Origin of the sequence: Microcystis sp. CS-574, assembly GCF_028329095.1 — a bacterium.
Classification (GTDB): Bacteria; Cyanobacteriota; Cyanobacteriia; order Cyanobacteriales; family Microcystaceae; genus Microcystis; species Microcystis ichthyoblabe_A.
Genome location: NZ_JAQMSY010000259.1, coordinates 67,836 through 92,048, shown reverse-complemented (window position 1 = coordinate 92,048; position 24,213 = coordinate 67,836). Strand labels below are relative to the sequence as shown.

Sequence of the window (24,213 nt, the reverse complement as noted above, 5' to 3'; positions counted from 1 at the left end):
GGTGTGGGGTGTGGGAAATTGGGGAAGTGGGGAGATCGGAGATGGAAGCAGGGAGAAAAAAGCTGATAACTGATAACTGATCACTGATAACTGATAACTGATCACTGATCACTGATAACTGATCACTGAATACTAAACCTGTCGGAAAGGGGGACAAAAAATGCTAGGATTGCCACAGCACAGAGAAAAGTGAAAGAAAGGAATATAACTTTACATGGAAGAGTTTGACAAGTCAATATCCTTTGATGGCAGGGATATTCGACTAAAAATAGGGCTTTTAGCCCCCCAAGCTGGCGGTAGTGTTCTGATCCAATCGGGAGAAACGGCAGTTTTAGTGACAGCAACCACAGCCAAAGCCAGAGAAGGAGTAGATTTCCTGCCCTTAACCGTTGATTACGAAGAAAGATTATACGCCGCCGGGCGCATCCCGGGAGGATTTTTGCGTCGTGAAGGTCGTCCCCCGGAAAAAGCAATTCTGACCGGTCGTTTGATTGATCGCCCCCTGCGGCCCCTCTTCCCCAATTGGATGCGGGATGATATTCAGGTGGTCGCTACGACCCTCTCAATGGATGAGGAAGTCCCCCCGGATGTTTTGGCCGTTACCGGAGCCTCCGTGGCGGTTTTGTTGGCGGGGATTCCCTTCCAAGGACCGATGGCAGCGGTGCGCGTCGGATTACTGGGGGATGAATTTATCATCAATCCCACCTACAAGGAAATCCATAACGGAGAATTGGATTTAGTGGTGGCCGGTAGTCCTGAAGGGGTGGTGATGATCGAAGCGGGAGCCAATCAGTTACCGGAACGGGATATTATTGAGGCGATCGATTTTGGTTATGAAGCAGTGCGCGACCTGATCACCGCTCAACGGGAATTGATCGATCAGTTGGGTATTCCCCTCGTCACCCGAGAAGCACCAGTAGTAAACGAAACCGTGCAGAATTTCCTGAGAGAACAAGCTAAAGAGGAAATTAAACAGATTCTCTGTCAGTTTACCCTCAGCAAAACCGAACGGGATGAGAAATTAGAGGCGATCGAAAATCGGATCAAGGAAACTATAACCGCTCTCCCCGACGAAGATACCTTAAAAGCTCCAACTCTGGAAGAGCCGAAGTTAATCGGTAATCTCTTTAAGGATCTGACCAAAAAACTGATGCGTGCCCAAATTATCGAGGATGGGGTGCGGGTTGATGGTCGCAAACTGGACGAAGTACGGCCGATTTCTTGCCGGGTGGGAGTTTTACCCCGTCGGGTTCACGGTAGCGGTTTGTTTAATCGCGGTTTAACCCAGGTGCTTTCGATCGCCACCCTTGGCACCCCCGGTGATGCTCAGGATTTAGGGGACGATCTCCATCCCGAAGATGAAAAACGCTATCTTCATCACTACAATTTCCCACCCTTTTCCGTCGGTGAAACCCGTCCCATGCGTTCTCCCGGCCGTCGAGAAATCGGTCACGGTGCTTTAGCGGAAAGGGCGATCGTGCCTGTCCTTCCCCCCCAGGAGGAATTTCCCTATGTGCTGCGGGTGGTGTCGGAAGTCCTCTCTTCTAATGGTTCCACCTCCATGGGTTCCGTGTGCGGTTCCACCCTAGCGCTGATGGATGCCGGTGTTCCCCTGAAAAAACCCGTTAGCGGTGCGGCCATGGGTTTAATTAAAGAAGGGGAAGAAGTGCGGATTTTGACCGATATTCAGGGTATTGAGGATTTTCTGGGAGATATGGACTTTAAGGTGGCTGGTACTGATTCTGGCATCACCGCTCTCCAGATGGATATGAAAATCCCCGGTTTAACCATGGAAGTGGTGGCCAAGGCGATCGAACAAGCTTTACCGGCCCGCAAACATATCCTCGAGAAGATGTTAGCGACCCTAGAAAAACCCCGCACGGAATTATCTCCCCACGCACCCCGGTTATTGACGATCAAGATCGATCCGGATCTGATCGGGTTAGTCATCGGGCCAGGTGGTAAGACGGTTAAAGGGATTACTGAACAGACCGGCACGAAAATCGATATCGATGACGATGGGACTGTGACTATTTCCTCCACCGATGGGGAACAGGCCGAAAAAGCTAAACGACTGATCTACAATATGACCCGCAAACTCAATGAGGGTGAGGTCTATCTCGGTCGCGTGACTCGCATTATCCAAATCGGCGCTTTTGTGGAAGTTTTGCCGGGGAAAGAGGGAATGATCCACATTTCCCAATTGGCCGAGGGACGCGTCGGTAAGGTCGAAGATGAAGTGGCCGTGGGGGATGAGGTGTTAGTCAAGGTACGCGAGATCGATAGTAAAGGTCGTCTCAATCTCACTCGTCTCGGTATTCATCCCGATGAGGCCGCTGCTGCCCGTAAGGCTGCTACTGTAGTCTAGGTGAATTTTTTGTTCATGGTTAACTCTCGATCGCTCGATCGAGAGTTTTTTTTATCGAAAAAATTGCCTAAAAACGGCAATAGAGACGCAAAAACCACGCCTCTATCCCGGTATTTTCCCTAGATATTGTTTCTGACTACCAGCTAGACTTGACCACACCGGGTAAAAGACCTTGGTGGGCCCATTCGCGTAAAACGTTGCGGGATAAACCAAAATCGCGATAGTATCCTCTCGGTCTGCCGGTCGTTAAACAACGGTTACGGTGACGACTAGGAGCGCTATTGCGGGGTAATTCCTGTAATTTTTGGTGAATTGCCAGTTTTTCTTCAAAATCTTCGGCGGTGCGGAATTGTTCTTTTAGTTCCGCTCTTTTAGCTTCGTATTTTTGTCTGAGACGAGCGCGTTTTTTCTCGCGTTCTACCATCGATTTTTTTGCCATGGGGTTTCTCGAAAAAGATTTAACCTGTAAAGACAGCATTTCCCATTATAACCTGAAACACCGGTGACAAAGGTGACATTTGTTGATATTAATTCTGAAAGTCCTAGTTGAAAATTTTCTATGTCTGAATCGCCTCAATTGCTCCAACAACGTCTTTTTTATCAAGGTCGGGTCTTTCAATTTGAAGTCTCGAAACTGCGTTTACCTAACGGTGTCGAGGGAGAATGGGAATGTGTGCGTCATCCAGGGGGTGCTTTAGCAGTTCCAATCACCAAGGAAGGTCAATTAGTTTTAGTACGTCAGTATCGATTTAGTTTGCAAGCTCGAATTCTGGAATTTCCCGCCGGAACGATTGATGAAGGAGAAGACCCTGCTACGACGGTAAAACGAGAATTAGAGGAAGAAGCGGGCTATCGGGCCCATAATTGGCAATCTTTGGGTAAATTTGCCCTGGCACCGGGTTATTCCGATGAATATATCTATGCTTTTCTGGCGCAAGATCTGGAAAAATTAAGCTTGCCCCCCGCTCAAGATGCCGATGAGGATATAGAAGTGGTTTTTATGAGTTTTGAGGAAATGGAATCAGCGATCGCCAGGGGAGAATCGATCGATGCTAAAACTATTACTAGCTTCTATCTGGCCCGTTTAGCTCTTAGTTAATCTTTTCAATCACCGTTTGTCCTAGTTGAATCAACTCAAAACCGATAAAAAGGCTTAAAATCACAGTGACAGCCTGATTAAGTAGGGGTATATTGCCTTTGCCTAGAACAGAAGCGACGAATTTGACCACAACCAAAACGAGAGCACTAACAACGGCGATTTTGACGGCTATCATAGACTAATTTTTCCTCACGGTTAACCGAATTATACTATTTCCAGACTTTTTCTGGCTGGTTTCATCTTGGGTTTGATACAAAATTTAGCATTTTGGTGGAGAGCGCTCCTGTCATTGCCAAAAATGCCCAGTTTTTTGTTAAGAATTGTAAAATGTAGTTAGATTTATTTGATCAGAAGAGGATTCATGTCTAACCAAGAATCGATTTTTCCATTCCCTCAAAAACCAGTGTATTCCTCCCCATTTAAGTCGATGTTAGCGATAATATCAGTTATCTTAATTATGTTAGCAGTGATCGGCGGGTTAATGATGGTCAGTTTATCATTATCTTGGCCAGAACACAATATTTATCGATTACTCCTTGGTTTAGTAGAAGATTTTTTTAATCCCTTTGCTTGGATTAAAGTTCCCACGGTTGCTCATAGCTATCAATTATTATTACCCACGGTTATTCTGCTAATTTTTACGCAGTTAATCATGTTCTTGTCTCCGCATCCGCAAGTTTGGTCAAGATTAGTCATTATTTCTATCACTCTCGCTATCACCCTGCGCTATCTAATCTGGAGGATTCTGGAAACCTTAAATCTTTCTACTGCTCTCAATGGCTTTTTTAGTTTACTACTTTTAGGCATTGAGATGATAGTTTTAAGTAGTAGCATAATTCAGTTAGTTTTAGTCTTAACCACGAAAGATAGACGCAAAGAAGCTGATTTTTATAGCCAAGCAGTGATCAATAAACAGTATTTGCCCACGGTAGATATTTTGATTCCCACCTATAATGAGCCAGCGTTCATTTTAAAAAGAACTATTATCGGTTGTCAAGCCCTTAATTATCCTCATAAAAATATTTATATTCTCGATGATACCCAGAGGTCAGAAATTTATGAATTAGCAGAAAAATTAAATTGTCATTATCTGACTCGTGAGGATAGAAAAAATGCTAAAGCAGGTAATTTAAACCATGCTCTCAAACAAACCCAAGGTGAATTAGTGGTGGTTTTTGATGCAGATTTTATTCCTTGTCAGAACTTTCTAGAAAGAACTGTTGGCTGGTTTCAAAACCCAAAAATTGCCTTAGTGCAAACTCCCCAAAGCTTTTATAATGCCGATCCTATCGCCCATAACTTAGGTTTAGAAAATATCGTTACTCCCGACGAAGAATTATTTTATCGTCATATCCAACCAGCTAAAGATGGTGTGGGTAGTCCTGTCTGTGCTGGCACTTCTTTTATTGTCAGAAGAAAAGCCTTAGAGGAAGTGGGATATTTTAATATAGAATCTATTAGTGAAGACTATTTCACTGGGATTGCTATCTCTGCCAAAGGTTATGAAGTTATTTACTTAAATGAAAAACTCAGTGCTGGTTTATCTGCTGAAAGTTTATCAGCTTATTTACTGCAAAGATTGCGCTGGGCAAGGGGAACTTTACAGGCATTTTTTATCAAAGCTAATCCCCTAAAAATTGCGGTATTAACTCTACCTCAAAGATTGGCACACTTAGAAGGAATATTATTTTGGTTTTCTCCCTTAGCTCGTTTATTTTCTTTGCTTATTCCTCTCCTTTATACCTTTGGATATATCGTACCTTTGAACATTACCATCAATGAGACAATATATATCTTTTTACCCTACATGATGCTGCAGTTAGCCACTTATTACTGGTTAAATTCTCGCTCGCGCTCAATTGTTTTTTCTGAGGTACTATCGATGATTATTTGTGTACCTACATCCCTAACAGTTCTCCATGTTCTTTGGAAACCCTTTGACAAAGGATTTCAGGTGACACCCAAGGGAATTGCTCGCCAAAATTATCAATATAATTGGCAATTATCCTACCCATTGCTGTTTTTTCTCACCATTACCTTAATTAGTATTTTCTTTAATTTACACCATCATAATTATCAAGAAAGTCCCCTAAATTTTGGCTTAATTTTGGCTATATATAACGTGGTTATTATCATGACTGCTCTGGTGGCTTTATTGGAAGCTCCCCTCACCCTAGAAACTGAATACCAAGTGCTGGAATCTCCTGTTAAATTGATAACAGAATCGGATATAATTATACAGGGCAATCTGAAAAAACTTTCGGAAATAGGAGCAGAAATTAACCTAAGGGAACCCATCTACTCAGAAAAGTTACTCCTAGATATTTTAGGCGAAGATTTGCGCCTATCTGCTCATCTAGTCAATCTAGAAAAACGAGGCAAAATCTGGCAAGCAGCCCTTAAATTCCAGCCACTTACCCTATCAGAGCAGAGAAAGCTAATTACTTTTTTATTCTGTCGTCCCCAGCGCTGGCAACCGAAAAATACGGCAGGAGAATTACAATCCCTTTGGTTGTTAATTATCAGCTTTTGTCGGGGTATAAGCTTGATTTGGCGGGCATTTTTGAATGAAAAAACAGCCCTTTAGTTAAGTCAAAAGTCGAAAATAATTATCAAAAAACTATTGGCTGACCATCCTATCAACTGGTCTTTGTCTGTGATTTTACTCACAGTGCTATCCCTGTATTATCACAGTTGTCACTTGACCAAAAATTGATTAGTAGTTAGGTGTTAAAAAATGTCAGATACACCCCTTAATAAGGGAGAATCTGCCCCCCCCTTATCAAGGGGGGCAGGGGGGATCCATCTTCAATTTAATTATAACCAGCTACTTGTTATTATAATAAAAGTAACCATTCTTAGATGGACTGGCTTATGAAAAATCGTTTATACCTTCACCTGATGGCTAATAGGGAAAAAGGGTTTGCCTTGCCTCTTGCCGTGTTGATTGGACTTATCCTCATGGTGACAGGAATAACTATGATGATGCGCGCCCAAGGAGACCAATCGAAAGTAATTGCCCAAAAAGCCCGGGCTGATGCTTTAAGAAGTTCCGAAGCTGGGGTAACGCGGGTGCAGGATTTACTTAATAGCGTTCGATTTATGGCGACGGTTGATAGTAATTGTACTTCCGGGAATTGTTGGGAGAGAGCCTGTAGTAATCCCAACGATGCTGATACCTTGAAGGCAAAAATCGCTCAATTAAAAGATTTGAGCGGGGGTCAATGGTCTGATCTCGGTAATAATCGTTATTATCGCGTGGTTGGATACAATTTCGATGATACCAATCCCCCCCCTGACGGTTTGGGTTGGGGAGTTCTCACCCTCGAAGGACGTTCTCGCACCAGTGCTGCAACAGACCTAACTAACACTGGTCCCAATATAGATAATGGTGATAATGCCGCCTCGCGTAACCGCGTGGTAGTAACTATCCCTATTCTTGCTTCTCCTCCCCCTCCATCTGGCCGCTCCGCATTTACTCGTACCACGGTCCCAACTTTATGGATAAGTGAGGGAGAGGCGGACGATGGTGCTAAATTTCAAGGGGATGTGGTGGAGAGCCCAGGATGTAACCAAACTAAGATTCAACAGCCCACACCTGCACCCAATCCCTCCTACACAGCGCAATTTGTCGGTGTGTCTTTCCCCGATTTACCGTGGATTCCCGGTCTAAGCCTAGGAGACCTTACCAGTTCTGAAACTTTTCCCAGAACAGATGAGGATGGCGCGATTACTGATACCCCTTCTACCCGCACGATTAACGGTCAAAGCGTACAGGTGTATGAATATATCGTTGATAATATCAACTTGAGTGGTAGCGATAAGATTACCATTACTCCAGGGCAACGGGTGGTTTTTTATGTTAAAGGTAATATTAACGGTGCGATCGAACACAACTGCAGCAGTGTTAGCCCACCCACGGTTTGTAAACCGGGCAATCTACAAATTTATGCCAATAATGAATTAGCTTTCACCGCGCCGCAAATTTGTCTGAAAGGAGACCAAAGACTAGAAGCGTTTATCTTTGCTCCTGACTATTCCCTCGGTAAAACCGGTACTGGTACTTTCATCGGTGCTGCCTGGGGTAAAAATTGGGGCAAAATTTCAGACTGTGCCTCAAATAGCGGCGCTGTTGCTGTGACCCAAGGGGTAGAATGGACTGAATTAATCACAAACCTGAAACCCCAATTTCCCCAACTTGATAAGATTGCCAATTGGTGTGAGGAACCCATACCGGACGATGGTGATACCCCCACGGAGCCATCTAAGTGTGTACCCACTTTCCCAACTCCTTCACCCTCTCCCAGTCTCTAAAAAAGTTTAACTTATCGGGTTGATGAGGGGGGTTGAGGATTTCGGTTCGGGACAGGTTTTATTGGTGAAATCACAGCGATAAATTGCTGGTTTTTGCCAACTGAGGGGAATTTCCAGCAAATCCCTGGAACCGGTCATGGCTTGTCCCAGAAAGAGAGCCAGAGCGATACAATTGAGAATTGTATGGGCGATGCGCCAACGATGGGAACGGTCTTTATAGATATCTTCAACAATGGCCAGAGAGAAAATCATCAGTAATGATGCGGCCATGCCGATATAGTAGTGGGACCAGTACCATTGGGCCGAGAGTCGCCAGACCCCATCCTGAGAACCGATAATAATTAAACCCATGCCAGTCAAGGTGGCAAAAATTCCGCGCCAGAGAGCTTGTCTAGCGCGGTAGAGACAGACCAAAGAGGCAATGGTGACAAAAAACATCAAAATCACAAAAAAGGCCTGAAAGGAGTCTAATTTTCCGTCTTTTTGTTTATCGACAAAACCATTAAAACCGTAAACGACCGAGTAAGCTAGTGCTAACAGGTTAACCCCTACCACTGTACCCGTTAACCAGCGGCCTAAGCGTAGATGTTCTGGCCCGACCACTGGGGGAATTTTACTTTTATTTCCTGCAGCGGTTTCTAAGCGACGTTGACGGGTTTGCCAAGCAAAGTTAACTACGAGGCCGATAATGGGGAAAACGACCACTATCGCTAGGACAGGATGAATGAGAGCCAGAAAATCGACGAATTGCATATAAATATCCCGAAAATAGTCAGCAGAAAATCTTCAATAGTTGACAAGCTATAGCCTTGTTTTTTTTAGCTTATCGCAGATATCAGGAGGCAATAGGCAATAGGCAAAAGGCAGGAGTCAGGAGATTATTTTTATTTATTCTCCCCACACCCCACACCCCACACCCCACACCCCCACTTCGGCCTAGGAACCTCTTTGATAATCGGCTAATCTAAAAGCAGCAATCCCTAGATTCAATCCTGACTATGAAACTACAAGAGCTTTTAACAACTATCCCTCTGGTTTCCCCGATTTCTTCTCCTATCGCTTCTATTACCGAGATTACAGGAATTTCCACCAACTCCCATGCTTGTCAACCGGGAGATTTATTTATCGGTTTACCCGGTACTCGCGTCGATGGCGGCGAATTTTGGCGTTCCGCTTTGGAAAGCGGGGCCCTAGCGGCGCTTATCTCCCCGGCAGCCGCAGCTAAATTTCCCCCCCCGGAGGATGCTTGCGTAATCGTTGTGGCAGATTTAGTTACTGCCACTGCTGCGATCGCTGCTAAATTCTATCATTATCCGGCCCTTACCCTAAAATTAATCGGTGTGACGGGAACCAACGGCAAAACCACCACCACCCATCTAATTGAATATTTTCTCAGCCAAGCAGGGATTCCCACCGCGTTATTCGGGACTCTTTATACCCGTTGGCAAGGATTCCAAGAAACCGCTAATCATACCACCCCTTTCGCTAACGAGTTACAAGCCAGTTTAGCCAAAGCAGTGAGCGCCGGCAATGAAATCGCCGTCATGGAAGTTAGTTCCCATGCACTGGCCCAGGGACGGGTACAGGGTTGTACTTTTCCTGTGACGGTGTTTACCAATCTCACCCGGGACCATCTCGATTATCACCTCGATATGGAGGATTATTTTGCCGCTAAAGCTAAATTATTTAGTCCCGATTATCTGCAAGGTAAGGCGATTATTAACCTTGATGATGAATATGGTCAACGTTTAGCGGCCTCCCTCTCTCCTCAACAGGTTTTAACCTATAGTGTGTGCGATGCTCGTGCCGATTTTTATACTAAGGATTTACACTATCAACCCACGGGAGTGGAAGGGGTGATGGTGACTCCCCAAGGGGAAATAGCCTTTGCTTCTCCTCTGGTGGGTCAATATAATCTAGCTAACCTCTTAGCGGCGGTGGCGGCAGTGTTAGAATGTGGTGTAGATTTAGAGACAGTAATCGGTCAAATTCCCCAGTTTTCAGGAGTACCGGGGCGGATGGAACGGGTTAGCATCGCTCCCGACCAAGATATCAGCGTCATTGTCGATTATGCCCATACTCCCGACAGTTTAGAGAATGTTTTAAAAGCAACACGTCCCTTTATTTCTGGTCGGATGATTTGTGTTTTTGGTTGTGGCGGCGATCGAGATCGGACAAAACGGCCGTTAATGGGGAAAATAGCGGCAGAATTAGCAGATTTAGCCATAGTTACCTCCGATAATCCCCGCACAGAAGCTCCCGAACGAATCCTTGAGGATATTATCGCTGGCATTCCCCCAGAAATTACTGTTCAGGTAATTAGCGATCGCGCTTTGGCCATTGACACGGCTATTCAAGCAGCACAACCGGGAGACGGAGTAATTATTGCGGGTAAAGGTCACGAAGATTATCAAATTTTGGGGACGGAAAAAATCCATTTCGATGACCGCGAACAGGCCCGGGCTGCTTTGATGAAAGGGAAAAAGTGATTAGGGGTGTTGAATTATCAAGAAAAGCTAAGATTAGTTGACAATTAGCAGAGGTAGCCAATTTTAAAATCTGTGGTAAGCTAAAAGAGTTAAGGAAAAAATCCCAGTTAACAAGCAAACGCCATCTTGATAAGTTGCCCCTGCGTTAACTAAGCAATGACACAAAAAAGCGTTACAGGCGCTTTGAATGTCTCATATCTCTGGTTTTGGACTTTCGGAGATACCTCCTCTTGAGGAGAATCTCTGAGAGTGCATTGTTGAACTGTCTTAGCAGAAAAGTATCGGTCAACTGGTGACTCTATATGACCTACTGTCTTAATCCCGACTGTCCTCAACCGAAAAACGCCGCAACAGCGTTAATCTGCGAGAGTTGCGGTTCAAAACTTCTTCTCCACAACCGCTATCGAATTCTAGGCATTTTAGGGAAAGGAGGGTTTGGGGCAACCTTTGCCTCATCGGATTTGTCCCTACCAGGTACCCCCATCTGTGTGGTCAAACAACTGCGACCTTGCACTGATGATGCTAATGTTTTTAAGATGTCCAAGGAACTTTTTGAGCGAGAAGCGGAAACCCTAGGAAAACTGGGGGTTCATCCGCAGGTTCCCCGATTATTGGACTATTTTGAAGATAATCAACAGTTTTATCTAGTTCAGGAATACGTTAAAGGTCATAACCTCTACCAAGAGGTCAAAAAACGCGGACCGTTTAGCGAAGCGGGAGTCAAACAAGTTTTAAGTGAACTCTTGCCGATTTTGCAATATGTCCACGAGCAAAAGGTAATTCATCGGGATATCAAACCCGCTAACCTAATTCTCCGGCACACGGATCGAAAATTGGTTCTGATTGACTTTGGGGCTGTCAAAAATCAAGTTAACACTGTTATTGCCAATGTCAATTCTCAAGACGCTTTCACTAATTTTGCCGTGGGTACCCAAGGTTATGCCCCTCCCGAACAGATGGCCATGCGTCCGGTCTATGCCAGTGATATCTATGCCGTGGGAGTTACCTGTATCTATCTACTCACGGGCAGATCTCCTAAGACTATCGAAGTTGATGTCAATACAGGTGAATTACTCTGGGAAAAATTAGTCAAGGTGAGTCCCCAGTTTGCTAAAGTCCTGAAAACAATGCTGGAAGTCTCCATCCGTCATCGCTACAAATCCGCCCAAGAGGTAATGGATGCTTTAGACATGACCGCTTATGCCGATAGTCTAGCCCAAAGTTTAATCGCGGCTCCAATGGTTACTTCCCCGAAACCACCACAAGATTCAGGTCAAATAGCCACTTCTTCCGTTTCTAGCTCTCTCAACTCTAAATTTCGCTCCAAAAATAAAAATCCAGAGACCTCTCCAGATAATCTGCCGGGGGCGCAGATGGCCTTTTCAATAACTAATACAAATGTACTGCCGAAAAACAAAGACCACAGCAGCCCAGATATAACCTTACCGAAGAGAAAACGCCGCTTAGATGAAAAAGCGATTCTCTATGCTTACAATAACGGCCGGCGCAATTTCGCCCAGGAGGAATTATCGAATCTCAATCTGTCTAAAGTACAACTTTTGCGGGTAAATTTCTTTCAATGCAAATTAACAGGAACTAATTTACAAGGGGCGGATCTGTCCAATGCGGATTTGGGCCGGGCTAATCTCAGTCAAGCGATTCTCAAAAATACCAATTTAAATAATGCCTATCTCGGTTATGCAGACCTGGAAGAGTCCGATTTACGCGGGGCTAATCTCACCTGCGCCCGTCTTCGCTACGCTAATCTCAAAGATGCTAATCTTTGCGGGGCTAATCTCTCTGATGCCCAAGTAACTCGAGAACAAATCGCTATGGCAAAAACCAATTGGTTAACAGTTATGCCCAATGGTAAACGCGGTTCCTGGTAATCTTTTTTCAGTGATCAATAATCAGCAATCAGTAAAAAGACAGTAGGAAACTTCGATTTAATACTGTCACTTAAAACTCAAATCTGATAGCTGATAACTTACCCACTGATAACTGATCACTGATCACTGATTTAACCGCGGCTTTCCTTAAAGGTTTTGTAGGCGGTTTCGGAGTCGAAAATATGGCAATAATCAACGATTCGCTTCATTAATGCCCAAGAAAACTGGGTTTCTTTCAGGTGACTACCCCAATTTTCTTGGAGACTAGCGTGAACTTTGCGGAGGTTATAGGAAGGAATCGCCGTCGAGATATGATGGGGGATATGGACATTAATATCGTGACAGAGAATTTCTACCCAACGGGGATAGCTACAGTGAACCGTTCCCTCTAGTTGCGCTAAAGCTTGATTCCAGTCTTCAGGATGGAAAAATTGAATATCGGGGTCTGTGTGATGGACAAGGGTAAAGGTACTCATCCAAAAATGATAGACAAACCAAGGTACCACCCAAAATTTAACCAATCCCCAGACACCAGTGTAGAAAATGAGGGTTGGGAAAAAAATAGCGGCAAAAACTAGGACGACAATCATCGAAAAGCGGGCTTTTTCCCGTTCGTTCTCCTTGAATTGTTCGATATTGAAGTGTAGAATAGCCCAGTGGGCGATCGAACCGAGCCACCAGAAACGTCCGCGAATGCCGCGATAAAAGAGACGCACTAGGGGATTGGCCGAGTTAAAAGCTTCTAATTCCCACGGATCCCAAGCATTATCTATCGTTACCATGTTAGTTTTAGCATGATGGCGATCATGGAGGAAACGCCAGCAGTGGAAGGGATAGATAAGGGGTAAGAGGAAAATATGACCGACAAGATCATTAACCCAGGGTCGATTAGAAAAAGACCGATGACCGCCATCATGGGCGATCACAAAGAATCCCGTTAAAGCTGTACCCGTGAAAATCCAAGCTAAAGGCAGTAAATACCAGGGAGAATAAACTAGCATTCCATAACCGGCAATGACCGCCAAAATATTCGTAATTACACCAAACCAAGCTTTAACTGGGTCTTTCTGGAAATATTCTTTGGGAATGGTTTTAATAATATCTTTCAGTTTAAAGTCTGGCTCGATCGAGGTGATCAACTCCCCATGCAATTTATCCGTCGTTGCCGTCATGAAATCTCCAATTACACTTAGGTGAACCCTTGACAATAAATCAGCTAGGAGGTTTAGCCAAATTCTGCTCTATACCACAAGCCAATTTTTTTGTCAATATATTTTTAACTTTAATTAATAAACTTCCAGGAAGCTTAATAATCCTTTACTTTATATAACATAAGAGGGGATTTTCTGTTTTGGCAAAATTTGACGGCGGGTACATCTCATTTTTGTAAATCTACCAATTGGGATTTTTACGGAGAAACCCCCCTGCTAAAATCGGGCGTTGTTTCTGATTTTACCACTCAATCCCAGCTTTTGGGGGGTTCTACCCCCCAAACCCCCCGTTGGGGGCGTGGCGCCGCCCCCAAACCCCGGAGCGCATTAGTTTTTCGGTGGGATGCTTACACGCAGCTGCTGATACATTTGTTATCATCTAAGAGTCACTGATAATTGCTGATTGTCGGTATTCCTGCAAATCTGCGATGCACTCTTGACGGCTGCCTTTTGCCCTTTGCCTCTTGCCTCCTGCCTTCAAAAACTGATAACCGATAAAAAGCCCAAATATTGACTATTTTTAGACGTTTTTTAACGACTAGCTGTGTTTTCTAGGGATTTAATCTCCTCCTGTACCTTACGGTGTTCGCGATTTAACTGTTTTTTGACCGATTCGGGGAGTTGTTCCTGTTTTTTCAGGGCATTATTAAAGTAATCTAGTGCCAGTTTCAAAGAGCCAGTATTTTTATCCGTATTGCCTTGAATTCTCAGGATTTGACCCTTCAGATACATTAATTCCGGATTCTCGGGGGTCGCTTTCAGAGCGTTATCGATAAACCGCAAAGCCTGATCATACTGCTTTAAATCCCGGTAAGCTAGAGCAATACCTCGATCGACCAAGTAATCAGGACTCCCATAGGTTTCTAGCCGTTGAATTGCCTCTTGAGGACTAGAAAAGGGCAAATTAACCGCTAAAATCAAATCCATATAACCCTTTAACAGGTTCAATTCCGGATCCGTAGGATTAACCTTTTCTGCGGTTTCCAAATACTGAAACACCTGTTGTAATCTGGGGATGGCCGATACTGCTCCTTCGGTTTGAAAAACGTAGGTTCCCTCCAAAAAACTCCCCACCGCGAGATACAAATTTCCCCTTAAAGGGTCACTGTCCTGCATTTGTTTGGCCGCTGCCTTAGTTTTCTCGGAGTAGGTTTTGAGGGTGTTCCAATCCTGGTCGGTAAAAGCAAGAGAGGCACGCATAGCATGGGACAAAGGTTCTTGGGGTTCCTTTTCTGTGGCCTCAACAATTAATTTTTTTGCCTCTAGATAATTACCTTGTTTAAAAATAGCGTTAAAAGCGGCCTCAGTCTTATCACCAATCGGTCGGGGATTGGTTTTGCGGAAAGGATCTCCGGCCAACCCGGGACCAATCCAGTTAACCACTACCATAACAGCCAGGGAAGCACCGATCGCCATTTTTTTCGTTAAACCTAACCTCAGCACCATGGTCAAAAGTCTCCTTGAGCGAATGAAAAAATCTGTCACAATAGAAACGGGTTTCTAGACTTAATTTCCAGTTATTTTCCTGTCAATGCTTTATCTCAAAGATGTGGTTTATCATCCTCCCGCTGCCCTCAATCCCATTTTACAGGGGATTAATCTCGAATTAGCATCCCAAGAATTAGGTCTGATTGTCGGGCCCAGTGGTTCCGGAAAAACGACTCTTTTGGAAATTTTAGCAGGCTTTGCCGATAAAACAGGAGGGACGATTCACTGGCGCGACCAAGAATTAACGGTGCTGCACCTGCAACAATTAGGAGGAATCGTTTTTCAGTTTCCTGAACGTCATTTTTGCGGTAAAACCATCCTTGAGGAGTTGCGTCTCGGTCATCCGGAGATTAAAAGCGATCGCCTAACGGCGGCCTTAAAGGAGGTAGGATTAGAAAACATTCCCCTGGATACTTCTCCCCACAATCTTAGTGGTGGTCAACAGCGTCGTTTATCCCTCGCTGTCCAGTTAATCCGGCAGCCTAATCTGTTACTTCTCGATGAACCTACGGCCGGTTTAGATTGGTCTATGCGTCGTCAATTGGCTAAACTTCTCGCTAGTCTCAAACAACACTGGACTTTATTAGTAGTTAGTCACGATGCTGGGGAATTATTGCCTATTGCTGACCGTCACTGGAAAATTGAACAAGGACATTTGAGGGAAGTAATAAAGTAAAAAAACAGATAGTTGAGGTTTTGGGGTTTTGAGGTTTTGGGGTTTTGGAGTATTAGTTGAAATTTCCCCACTTCCCTATCTCCCCATTCCCCCATCTCCTATCTCCTGACTTGAAAGAGTATGAATTGTCTCCTAGGCACTTCTTAAAACTGGGGAACAGGCGTTCGTTATTTATGTATTGTACATATAGGTTATGTATATATTGATTGTATATATAAGCTTGGGCATAATATAGTTAGTTATAAATAGTTGACTAGACAAAAAATGTCCATATAATGAATGGTTATGCGGTAACTCTCGCTATTTTTAGCCTTGATTGTAAATTCTAGATAGTTTAAGCGATCGCCCCTTAAGAAAATGGCAATACAAACAACCTTTGCAGAGATTCTAGAAGCAGCCGAGCAACTTCCCCTTGAAGATCAAGAAAATCTCATTCATATTTTACAGAATCGTCTTCGAGATCAAAAAAGAACAGAGTTGTTTAGAGATGTTCAAGAAGCTCAACAAGAATTTGCACAAGGTCAATGTCAACCCATGACACCTGAACAAATCATGGAGGAAATCCTTTCGTGAATTTTGTTTTATTACGCTCGAATATACTTATTATAAATGCTCGAAAAGTTGTGAAAAAACAGGCTTTTTTAGTTCAAAATATCCAAGAAACTTTAGCTTTATTATCCGTAGATCCATTTCAACCTCGATTAAGAACACACAAATTAAAAGGGGAGCTTAAAGACTCTTATGCTTGTAGTATGGGCTATGATTTAAGAATTGTCTTTAAATTCGTTGAATATGAGCAGAAACAGGCAATTCTTTTGGAGTCAATTGGGACTCACGATGAAGTTTATTAGTGCGGATGATTATTACGCTCAGTTTGGAGAAACCGAACCAGAATCAAGATAAAAAACCCTAAGATGCCTCATTAACAGATATTTCAGCTTTTTTGAGGGCAATTTGCCATTCTAAGTCGGCTATTTCTCGATCGAGTTCGACAATTTCACTATTAACTTGCTTTAAATCGGCGATAATTTCTTGTTTACTGCGTTTTCTACCGTAGATAGCCAGTTCATCCTCTTGTAATTTCTCAAGGATAGAGTCTAGGGAAGCGGTTAAATCGGCCGAGGGACTATCCATAATACCTAGACGCATCAATACCTGTACCGCTTTGACAACGTCTTGCTGATAAGCTTCTCTAGAGGGGTAATCTTGGGGGTTTTTGAGATTTAAAGCGTCAATGATATTCATATTCCATACTGTGATTATGTCACATTTACATACCTCAAGTTTCTAATAAATTCCCTAACAGGGATTGCAATATCTTTTATTCTAGAGTAGAAATGCTCGACCGAGAAAATATTGATAGAGTATTGATAGGAGACTGGGGAAAAATTCAACTTTAAGAGGATTGTCACTGATGACAGCAGTTACCGAGAATGATCTGAAAAGGTTAGAAGATTTAATCGTTAGCGGACAGAAAGCGATCGAATCCCGACTGACAGCGATCGAGTCCCGACTGACAAACCTAGAAAATGGACAGAAGGCGATCGAAAACAGTTTAGGAGAAATTAAAGGGGATATTAAGGCCTTAGATGCCAAAGTTACGCGACTAGAAAAGCGGGTTGACGATCTCAACGCACGAGTCAACATTACCACCATTGGATTCCTTAGCATTGTCGGCATTTTGGTGACAGGAATGCTGACTATTGCCAGCAAAACAGTCTTTTTCCCCTAGTCCCTAGAATGATACTAAATCCTGTGTAAAAGGGATGGGAGAGTAGGTGAGTGCCAGAGCGGGGAAAAACAATCGATAACTTGGCAGTTAATCACACTATTAAAAACGGATTTGGGGTAAGACGGCCTAAATAAGTCAGTATATGCTTCTGCTCGCTGTCTATCCTGGGGAGAAATCCCTGTGGCGTTTCTCCAGTGCGAAATCTGGGCTAAAAATTGGCCCGGTCAGGAAATCTTGATGTTAAATTCCCCAAAAATTGCGCTAGGATCGGCTTCATAGCACAGGAAAGGCGATCGAGTGGGATAACCGATCCTGTGGTTTGAGAAGGTGACTGTATAATTGTTAGAGTGTCAATAGATCAATTCCAGAGGAATCATGAGCAATATCCAAGATAAAATTCAAGAAGAGCTAGAAAACGCCAGGGCCGTCTGTAGTACGGAAGGTGCCGCCTCTGGCGAATGCGCCGCCGCTTGGGATGCGGTGGAAGAATTACAAGCAGAAGCAGCTCACCAACGTCAAGACCACCCCCAAAAAACCTACTTCGAACAGTATTGTGATGATAATCCCGATGCGGCCGAGTGTCGCGTTTATGACGATTAATGGAGTCGGGCAGCGGTTTTTTCTCTCCTCACAGTAGAATCCTAGCTTTAGGGCGATCTCAACTATAAAGAGATCGCCCCTCGTTTTCTTGTTTGTTGGTCAAGCTGTGGCCGATTTTAGCTGCTGCGTCCGAAGACAGTAAAATGTTGACAGTGTAATTATGTCTGAATAGTTTATGAATCAACTTTGGTTTCGTCCTCTCGTTTGGATAGATTATCGTTTAGCCGTCCTATTTACGGTGATTATTCCGGCAATTTTGTTGATTTGGTCTTTATTTGCAAAAATCGAATCATTACAGAAATTGTTGATTATCTATTGGCGAGTGGCTAGTCTTTTATTAATTACTGTATATTTAATGATCGCTTCCTGGCCAATTGGTTTTGTCACCAGTTTTTTAGCTAAGATTTTAATCCCGATTTCCCTCTGGTTTTGGGTGGATATTAACGATGAAATTAAAGATTTACCCGCTAGTCCGATTAAATTTGTCACCACTGCTTGGCGTTGGGCAGTAACTATCTATTCTCCTCTGGGCGCGATTTCTACCTTACCTTTTCTCTCCTGTGCTATGTCAGGGGAATTGCTAAATTCTCCCTATTGTCAGGTTTGGCAGGAAGCACCCTGGCAGTTTCGCGAGATTTTTCATTCAGAAGCTACCGCTAATGTTTTGGGCTTTTTTGGTTTGGTTGGTCTCTCTTTTTATACTCTCTATTTTGCCCATTTTCTTCTTATTCGCCTTGGCAAACAGGGACGTTCAGCTTTACAACAGTAAGTCTTTAGCTATCGATAATTAGCCATTTTTCTATGAATATTGGTCAACAACTCGAACAATACACCCTCAAAAATCCCCACGAGGTTTTATTAGTGACTATTGCTGTGGATGGGGAGGAGGAAGAAATCTCTATTTTTAAGGGTTTTTCTAGTTCTCTTACTCGCAGCACCCCCTACGATCCCGATATTCCGATCATTCCTGAAACGGCGACAATTATTAAGATAGATCGTCTTGCTAGTCCTTATCATCCCCTTAATCCTCGCTATATCCAAGAAAATCTTAGCTTAGAGGAAATGCAATTTTTACTGATTAATTGAACGGGTAATTTTGCTTGGATAATATCAGCACCCATCTCGATGGATTTAACAGCTTTTATTTACCTTCCACAAACCTTGTCTAGATAGACAAGAGGTAAATTTTGCGGCGTTTTATGGTAAAATTACCGGGGAACGATAATCTCTGCCAGCATTCAAGCTGTCAAAGTGGATTTCGTCCCCGGCATCGATCGAGAACAATCAAAAAACTGGAGAATAATCTGGAGAATCTATGCAGCTTAAACCATCTAAACAAGAACTATTACAAATTGAGTATTTAGCCACCGCTGCCACCGGTAAAAATATAGCTAAAGATCAGGGAAAAGATGTGATTGAAGGATTAACTAAAACCCCCAAAAGTTTACCATCTAAATATTTTTATGATCGGCAAGGTTCCCAACTTTTTGAAGAAATCTGTCAATTGCCAGAATACTATCCCACTAGGACAGAAGCGGCTATTCTCCAAGAATATGCTCAAGAAATTGTCGCCTATACAGGTCCCTGCGAATTGATAGAATTAGGTAGTGGTAGTTCCACTAAAACTCGTCTGTTATTGGATGCTTATTATCGGCAACAAAAATCCTCTAAATATGTACCTATCGATGTTAGTGAAACTATTCTCCAAGCTAGTGCCATAGAATTACAAAAAGAATATCCTAATTTACCGATTCAGGGGTTAATTGGAACCTATGAACAGGCCTTAGCTTATTATCAAAATGCTTCCGATAATACCAGAATGATTTTTTTCTTGGGAAGTTCGATCGGTAATTTTTCTGCGGCTGAATGTGATAAATTTTTAGGAAAAATTGGCACTGTCTTAAAAGCTGGAGATTATTTTTTATTGGGGATTGATCTCCAAAAACCGTCGGCAATATTAGAAGCTGCTTATAATGATGCTCAAGGGGTGACAGCCGCTTTTAATTTAAATATGCTTTCCCATTTAAATTGGCGTTTTCAAGCTGATTTTAACCTTGATTTATTTAGTCATCAAGCTATCTATAATCAAGATAAATCTCAAATTGAAATGTATTTAATTTGTCAAAAAACTCACCCTGTTCATCTCAAAAAACTCGATTTAACAGTTAATTTTCAAGCATCGGAGAGTATTTTAACAGAAATCTCGCGTAAATTCAACCTAGAAACTATGCAAAAAGACCTAGAATCAAAGGGATTAAACCCGCTCAAGGTTTTCACCGATCCTGAAAATTTATTTGGGTTAATTCTCTGTCAGTTATCCCTGTAATTAACGAAAACATTATCATCAGTAATAGAGGCACAAAAACATGGAAAAGATTCAAGCACAGGCTCCTATCTCTCTAAGTAACTGTAGTCGAGAAAATATACTGGACTATTTTGAAAATGCTTGGCAATTAGAAGATATGCTGTTAAAAAGCATCATCAAAGAAGAAGCTTTTTATTGTAACCCTGACGATTTAAGAAATCCCCTCATCTTTTATTTAGGTCATGCTGCCGCTTTTTATCTGAATAAATTGCAGATGGTTAACCTATTAAAAAAAAGCCCTAATTCTGACTACGAATCATTGTTTGGAGTGGGAGTAGATCCGGCAACTCCCGCAGAATTAAACTCTGCTATCGCTCAGATTCAGTGGCCTAGGGTGGATAAAGTTTGGGAATATCGGCAACAAGTCTATGAAATTGTGGTCGAAATAATTAAAAATATCCCCCTCAATCTTCCTATTCATCCGCAGCATTCTCTCTGGTCATTAATGATGGGAATTGAGCATCAGCGTGTTCACTTTGAAACATCTTCAATGTTACTCAGACAACTGCCCTTAGATTGTCTGCAACGTCCTTCCGGTTGGCATTATGCCCCTTCTTTTGGTCAAGCTAGTCCTAATCAAATGGTGGAGGTTTCTGGGGGAATAGTAGAAATTGGTAAACCCCAGGATTCTCCTGTTTATGGTTGGGACAACGAGTATGGTTATCGTCAAATTCAAGTTAACAATTTTCTGGTGAGTAAATATATGATTACCAACGGAGAATTTAAAGAATTTGTCCATAATGGTGGCTACGAAAATCCCAGTTATTGGGATGAGGAAGCTTGGCAATGGAAAAATCATTATCAAGTCAAGTATCCTAAATTTTGGCTGGTAGATGAGGGAGGAAATTATCAATATCGAGCCATGTTTGATGCTCTCGATTTACCTCTGGATTGGCCAGTAGAAGTGAACTATTATGAAGCGATCGCCTACTGTCGTTTTCAAGGTCAAGGAATACGTTTAATGACGGAAGCTGAGTGGAATTTAGCCACCTATGGCAGTCAAAAAAATCGATGTTATACCCTAGAAAACGATAACTTTGATGACTATAACCTCAATTTAAAATTCTGTTCTCCCACTGCCGTAGGAATGTTAAAAAATACGGGCAATAACTCAGAAATTTATGACTTACGCGGTAACGTCTGGGAATGGCTAGAAGATGATTTTAATCCCTTAACTGACTTTCAACCCCATTACCTCTATGCTGACAATTCCACTCCTTTCTTTAATAGTCAACATAAAATGATGTTAGGAGGAGCTTGGGTGACTAACGGCACAGAAATCCTACCCTACTATCGCAATTGGTTTCGCCGGAATTTTTATCAACACGCTGGTTTTAGAATCGCACAAAGTCTTTAGGTGGGGTGTGGGGTGTGGGGTTTTACCCATTTTCAGGGGGTCAATTACCTAATTTTCAGGGAAAAAGTGCCTAATTTTCTCCCCCGATTACTGCAAAGGCCAGCACTTTTTGATATCTTGAGATTTATCGGGCCAATTCTAGGTAATTGCCAATTAAAAAAAAATTCCCGGAAGGGTCGCCCCTCGATCGCTACAATAGAACCTAGTAGAATGCGGATAAACTCGATCGCCATGAATCAACCTGCAATTTTTCATCTCGCTATTCCGATTACCGATGTGTCCACAGCTAAAAGCTTTTACTGTGATGGTTTAGGTTGTTTAGCAGGAAGGGAAACCGAGAAAGCGATAATCTTAAATTTCTATGGTCATCAGGTAGTCGCTCACGTCACCGAAATGCCTCTTACTCCCCAAAATAGCATTTATCCTCGCCATTTTGGTCTAATTCTGCCGGATGCCAGGGATTGGGACAATCTTCTCGAAAAAGCACGAGTCAATCAACTAAAATTTTATCTAGAACCAAAAACTCGCTTTAATGGGGAGATAACCGAACATAAAACCTTTTTTCTAGAGGATCCTTTCTATAATCTCCTCGAATTTAAACATTATCGCCACTACGAAGCTATTTTTGCCAGTCGGCAATTAACAGCGATCGGCGATCGAGCTTAAAATAAACAACAGGTGACTTTTTTGTAACTGGTTAGTCCTATCTTTAACTGCGACAAAAATAGGGGAACTTCCCTCGGATTCTTTCATCGAAACTAAAAAAACCTTGGCTGGCAATGATCAATTCTTAGGAAATCTATGAAAAAACTCTTATTGTTAACCCTATTTATTATCGGTCTAGGATTTGCGCTCTTTCACTTTACTGGATTAGCAAATCGGGGCGAATATCAATCAATTTTAATCGACTTTAAGGACGATATACCGGTCAGCGTCCTCGATGAGCAGTTAAATACTGTCAATAAAAAAGCGGGAAAAACCACCAGTTTAAATAGTATTTTTTCCATCGATGAACATCTTTACATTATCGATGGAGATAGCAAACTCCTGAAAACTCTCCGCAATTCCGAGCTAAAAAAATACACCGAATCGATCGAACCAGATTATATATATCATGCTTTTATCGCCCCCAATGACCCCGACTATAGCAAACAGTGGAACCTGCGGGGAATTAACATCGAACGCGCTTGGGAAGAAAATCAGGGACAGGGGATCACCGTCGCCGTTATTGATACAGGTGTATCAAAAGTTCCCGATCTGCGAGAAACCGAGTTTGTGGAAGGCTACGACTTCGTCAATGATCGCAGCAATGCCGAGGACGATAACGGTCACGGAACCCATGTAGCGGGAACAATTGCCCAATCGACCAATAATAACTACGGGGTAGCCGGCATCGCCTACAAAGCCAAAATTATGCCCCTCAAGGTGCTTTCGGGGACGGGTGGGGGAACCGTGGGCGATATTGCCGAAGCGATCCGTTTTGCCGTCGATAATAAAGCCGATGTCATCAATATGAGTTTAGGGGGTGGAGGCGAAACCCAAGTAATGAAAGAGGCGATCGAATATGCCTATAGTAAAGGTGTGGTAATCGTCGCCGCTGCCGGTAATGCCGATGATAATTCCGCCGCCTATCCTGCCCGTTTTCCCCACGTTATCGGCGTTTCTGCGGTAGATGCCTCCGGAAATAAGGCCCCCTATTCTAATTTCGGGGCTGGAATCGATATTGCTGCCCCCGGCGGCTCCGATACGGGTAAAATTATCCAAGAAACCATCGATCCCGCTAAGGGGGGGGAACCGGCGTTCCTCGGTTTTCAGGGAACCAGCATGGCAGCCCCTCACGTTGCCGGGGTGGTAGCTTTAATCAAGGCTGCGGGAATTAAAGAACCCAATGCAGTTTTAGAGGTTTTGCAACAGTCGGCCCGTAAGATCAATGATGATCCCTTTAATCATTTTGGGGCCGGACAATTAGACGCGGGCAGTGCCGTACAATTGGCCCTGAAAGGACAGATTACTTTCCAAGATTTTTGGCGTTGGTTGCGCGATAACGGTTATCTCAATCCCCGTTTCTGGATTGATGGCGGTGCGGTGGCGGTTTTGCCCAAAATGGCTATGGTTTTGGGTTCTTATCTCCTCGCTTGGTGGCTGAGAAATTATTTTCCCTTCCCCTGGAACGGATTTTTGAATGCTGGTCTAATTTTTGGCAGTTCTGGCTTATTTTTCCTCAGAGGTCTTTATATCTTCGATTTACCCCAATGGCCTTTCCGAGTGATGGGGAGTTCTCTTTCCGACCTAGGAGGCGTTATTCAGGGAAGTTCTGCCCTTAATCCGCTTTTTGCCAGTGTTATCCTGCCCTTTGTCCTGATTGCTCTACTTTTGGGTCATCCCCAGGCAAAATGGTTAGCGGTGGGGGTATCTTTAGCCATGGCGGTGAGTTTAGGTATCAGTGCCGTTATCGATCCTACTCTGGTCTGGTTAGGTTCTGGTAGGATCGCTCAGGCATTTTTGGGCATAAATGCGCTTTTATGTCTCGGTTTAGGTTATTTAGCCCTGAAAAGTGCTACTTCCTCCCGATACGCTTAAACAGGGGTTACAATGGGACAACAAAGGTGATTTACCGCTCAAAAC

General features: G+C 43.2%; 23 protein-coding genes. 17 read left to right on the top strand and 6 right to left on the bottom strand.

All coding sequences use genetic code 11. From position 1 onward, the window contains the following. Positions 1–214: 214 nt before the first annotated feature. Positions 215–2,368 carry a polyribonucleotide nucleotidyltransferase gene (locus PN470_RS21750; RefSeq protein WP_002755036.1) on the top strand — a complete coding sequence of 718 codons (2,154 nt, stop codon included), beginning with the start codon at positions 215–217 and terminating at the stop codon, positions 2,366–2,368. Between the two features lie 136 nt (positions 2,369–2,504). Here PN470_RS21750 and rpsN read toward each other — a convergent pair whose 3' ends face one another. Further along, entirely contained in the window at positions 2,505–2,807 is a 303-nt protein-coding gene (rpsN, locus tag PN470_RS21745; RefSeq protein ID WP_002740009.1) for a 30S ribosomal protein S14, read from the bottom strand. 120 nt (positions 2,808–2,927) lie between these two features. Here rpsN and PN470_RS21740 point away from each other — a divergent pair, with 120 nt between their 5' ends. After that, the gene (locus PN470_RS21740) at positions 2,928–3,467 is read left to right on the top strand and encodes an NUDIX hydrolase (protein ID WP_002739488.1); all 540 of its coding nucleotides are present in this window, start codon (positions 2,928–2,930) and stop codon (positions 3,465–3,467) included. On the opposite strand, the gene PN470_RS21735 is transcribed toward PN470_RS21740, so the two are convergent. Next, positions 3,460–3,642: a hypothetical protein gene (locus tag PN470_RS21735; protein WP_002739991.1), complete on the bottom strand. Its 183-nt coding sequence runs from the start codon at positions 3,640–3,642 to the stop codon at positions 3,460–3,462. The genes PN470_RS21740 and PN470_RS21735 overlap by 8 nt on opposite strands. 186 nt (positions 3,643–3,828) lie before the next feature. On the opposite strand from PN470_RS21735, the gene PN470_RS21730 reads away from it, so the two are divergent. Both PN470_RS21730 and PN470_RS21725 read left to right on the top strand, forming a co-directional pair. Continuing rightward, on the top strand, positions 3,829–6,054 hold the full coding sequence (locus tag PN470_RS21730) for a glycosyltransferase (RefSeq protein ID WP_272105072.1): 2,226 nt from the start codon (positions 3,829–3,831) through the stop codon (positions 6,052–6,054). Between the two features lie 287 nt (positions 6,055–6,341). Then, on the top strand, positions 6,342–7,781 hold the full coding sequence (locus PN470_RS21725) for a DUF7305 domain-containing protein (protein WP_272105071.1): 1,440 nt from the start codon (positions 6,342–6,344) through the stop codon (positions 7,779–7,781). A 6-nt stretch (positions 7,782–7,787) separates the two neighbouring features. Here the strand turns inward: PN470_RS21725 and PN470_RS21720 are convergent, their stop codons facing one another. Further along, positions 7,788–8,534: a DUF4079 domain-containing protein gene (locus PN470_RS21720; protein ID WP_272105070.1), complete on the bottom strand. Its 747-nt coding sequence runs from the start codon at positions 8,532–8,534 to the stop codon at positions 7,788–7,790. A 245-nt stretch (positions 8,535–8,779) separates the two neighbouring features. Here PN470_RS21720 and PN470_RS21715 point away from each other — a divergent pair, with 245 nt between their 5' ends. Together PN470_RS21715 and PN470_RS21710 are read left to right on the top strand one after the other, a co-directional pair. After that, positions 8,780–10,270, top strand: a complete 1,491-nt coding sequence (locus PN470_RS21715; protein ID WP_271938342.1) for a UDP-N-acetylmuramoyl-L-alanyl-D-glutamate--2,6-diaminopimelate ligase — start codon at positions 8,780–8,782, stop codon at positions 10,268–10,270. Positions 10,271–10,572: 302 nt separating this feature from the next. After that, positions 10,573–12,159 carry a serine/threonine-protein kinase gene (locus PN470_RS21710; protein WP_272105069.1) on the top strand — a complete coding sequence of 529 codons (1,587 nt, stop codon included), beginning with the start codon at positions 10,573–10,575 and terminating at the stop codon, positions 12,157–12,159. Between the two features lie 131 nt (positions 12,160–12,290). On the opposite strand, the gene PN470_RS21705 is transcribed toward PN470_RS21710, so the two are convergent. After that, complete coding sequence (locus PN470_RS21705) at positions 12,291–13,331, bottom strand: fatty acid desaturase (RefSeq protein WP_103111433.1); 1,041 nt, start codon at positions 13,329–13,331, stop codon at positions 12,291–12,293. Positions 13,332–13,901: 570 nt separating this feature from the next. Continuing rightward, complete coding sequence (locus PN470_RS21700) at positions 13,902–14,816, bottom strand: Sll0314/Alr1548 family TPR repeat-containing protein (RefSeq protein WP_002776677.1); 915 nt, start codon at positions 14,814–14,816, stop codon at positions 13,902–13,904. An 85-nt stretch (positions 14,817–14,901) separates the two neighbouring features. On the opposite strand from PN470_RS21700, the gene PN470_RS21695 reads away from it, so the two are divergent. From PN470_RS21695 to PN470_RS21685, 3 genes are all read left to right on the top strand, one after another. Then, positions 14,902–15,534, top strand: coding sequence for an ABC transporter ATP-binding protein (locus tag PN470_RS21695; protein WP_002776671.1), 633 nt, complete (start codon positions 14,902–14,904; stop codon positions 15,532–15,534). A 357-nt stretch (positions 15,535–15,891) separates the two neighbouring features. Beyond that, positions 15,892–16,107, top strand: coding sequence for a hypothetical protein (locus PN470_RS21690; protein ID WP_002739613.1), 216 nt, complete (start codon positions 15,892–15,894; stop codon positions 16,105–16,107). Further along, entirely contained in the window at positions 16,104–16,385 is a 282-nt protein-coding gene (locus tag PN470_RS21685) for a type II toxin-antitoxin system RelE/ParE family toxin (protein WP_002776663.1), read from the top strand. The genes PN470_RS21690 and PN470_RS21685 overlap by 4 nt, the downstream gene beginning before the upstream one ends. Before the next feature lie 58 nt (positions 16,386–16,443). On the opposite strand, the gene PN470_RS21680 is transcribed toward PN470_RS21685, so the two are convergent. Then, positions 16,444–16,779 carry a hypothetical protein gene (locus PN470_RS21680; protein WP_002776662.1) on the bottom strand — a complete coding sequence of 112 codons (336 nt, stop codon included), beginning with the start codon at positions 16,777–16,779 and terminating at the stop codon, positions 16,444–16,446. Positions 16,780–16,948: 169 nt separating this feature from the next. On the opposite strand from PN470_RS21680, the gene PN470_RS21675 reads away from it, so the two are divergent. From PN470_RS21675 to PN470_RS21640, 8 genes are all read left to right on the top strand, one after another. Then, entirely contained in the window at positions 16,949–17,266 is a 318-nt protein-coding gene (locus PN470_RS21675; protein WP_002751353.1) for a hypothetical protein, read from the top strand. Positions 17,267–17,641: 375 nt separating this feature from the next. Then, entirely contained in the window at positions 17,642–17,866 is a 225-nt protein-coding gene (locus PN470_RS21670; protein WP_002751352.1) for a Calvin cycle protein CP12, read from the top strand. Between the two features lie 175 nt (positions 17,867–18,041). Beyond that, positions 18,042–18,635 carry a DUF3177 family protein gene (locus PN470_RS21665; protein WP_002740183.1) on the top strand — a complete coding sequence of 198 codons (594 nt, stop codon included), beginning with the start codon at positions 18,042–18,044 and terminating at the stop codon, positions 18,633–18,635. A 32-nt stretch (positions 18,636–18,667) separates the two neighbouring features. Continuing rightward, positions 18,668–18,952, top strand: a complete 285-nt coding sequence (locus PN470_RS21660) for a DUF7734 family protein (RefSeq protein ID WP_002739558.1) — start codon at positions 18,668–18,670, stop codon at positions 18,950–18,952. 229 nt (positions 18,953–19,181) lie between these two features. Then, positions 19,182–20,192, top strand: coding sequence for an L-histidine N(alpha)-methyltransferase (gene egtD / locus PN470_RS21655; protein ID WP_002739524.1), 1,011 nt, complete (start codon positions 19,182–19,184; stop codon positions 20,190–20,192). Between the two features lie 40 nt (positions 20,193–20,232). Continuing rightward, positions 20,233–21,588, top strand: coding sequence for a 5-histidylcysteine sulfoxide synthase (gene ovoA, locus PN470_RS21650; RefSeq protein ID WP_271938331.1), 1,356 nt, complete (start codon positions 20,233–20,235; stop codon positions 21,586–21,588). Between the two features lie 231 nt (positions 21,589–21,819). Then, a complete protein-coding gene (locus PN470_RS21645) occupies positions 21,820–22,254 on the top strand; it encodes a VOC family protein (protein ID WP_002740177.1) in 435 nt (144 codons plus the stop codon). A 135-nt stretch (positions 22,255–22,389) separates the two neighbouring features. Then, positions 22,390–24,168, top strand: a complete 1,779-nt coding sequence (locus PN470_RS21640; RefSeq protein WP_272105068.1) for a S8 family peptidase — start codon at positions 22,390–22,392, stop codon at positions 24,166–24,168. Positions 24,169–24,213 lie beyond the last annotated feature (45 nt).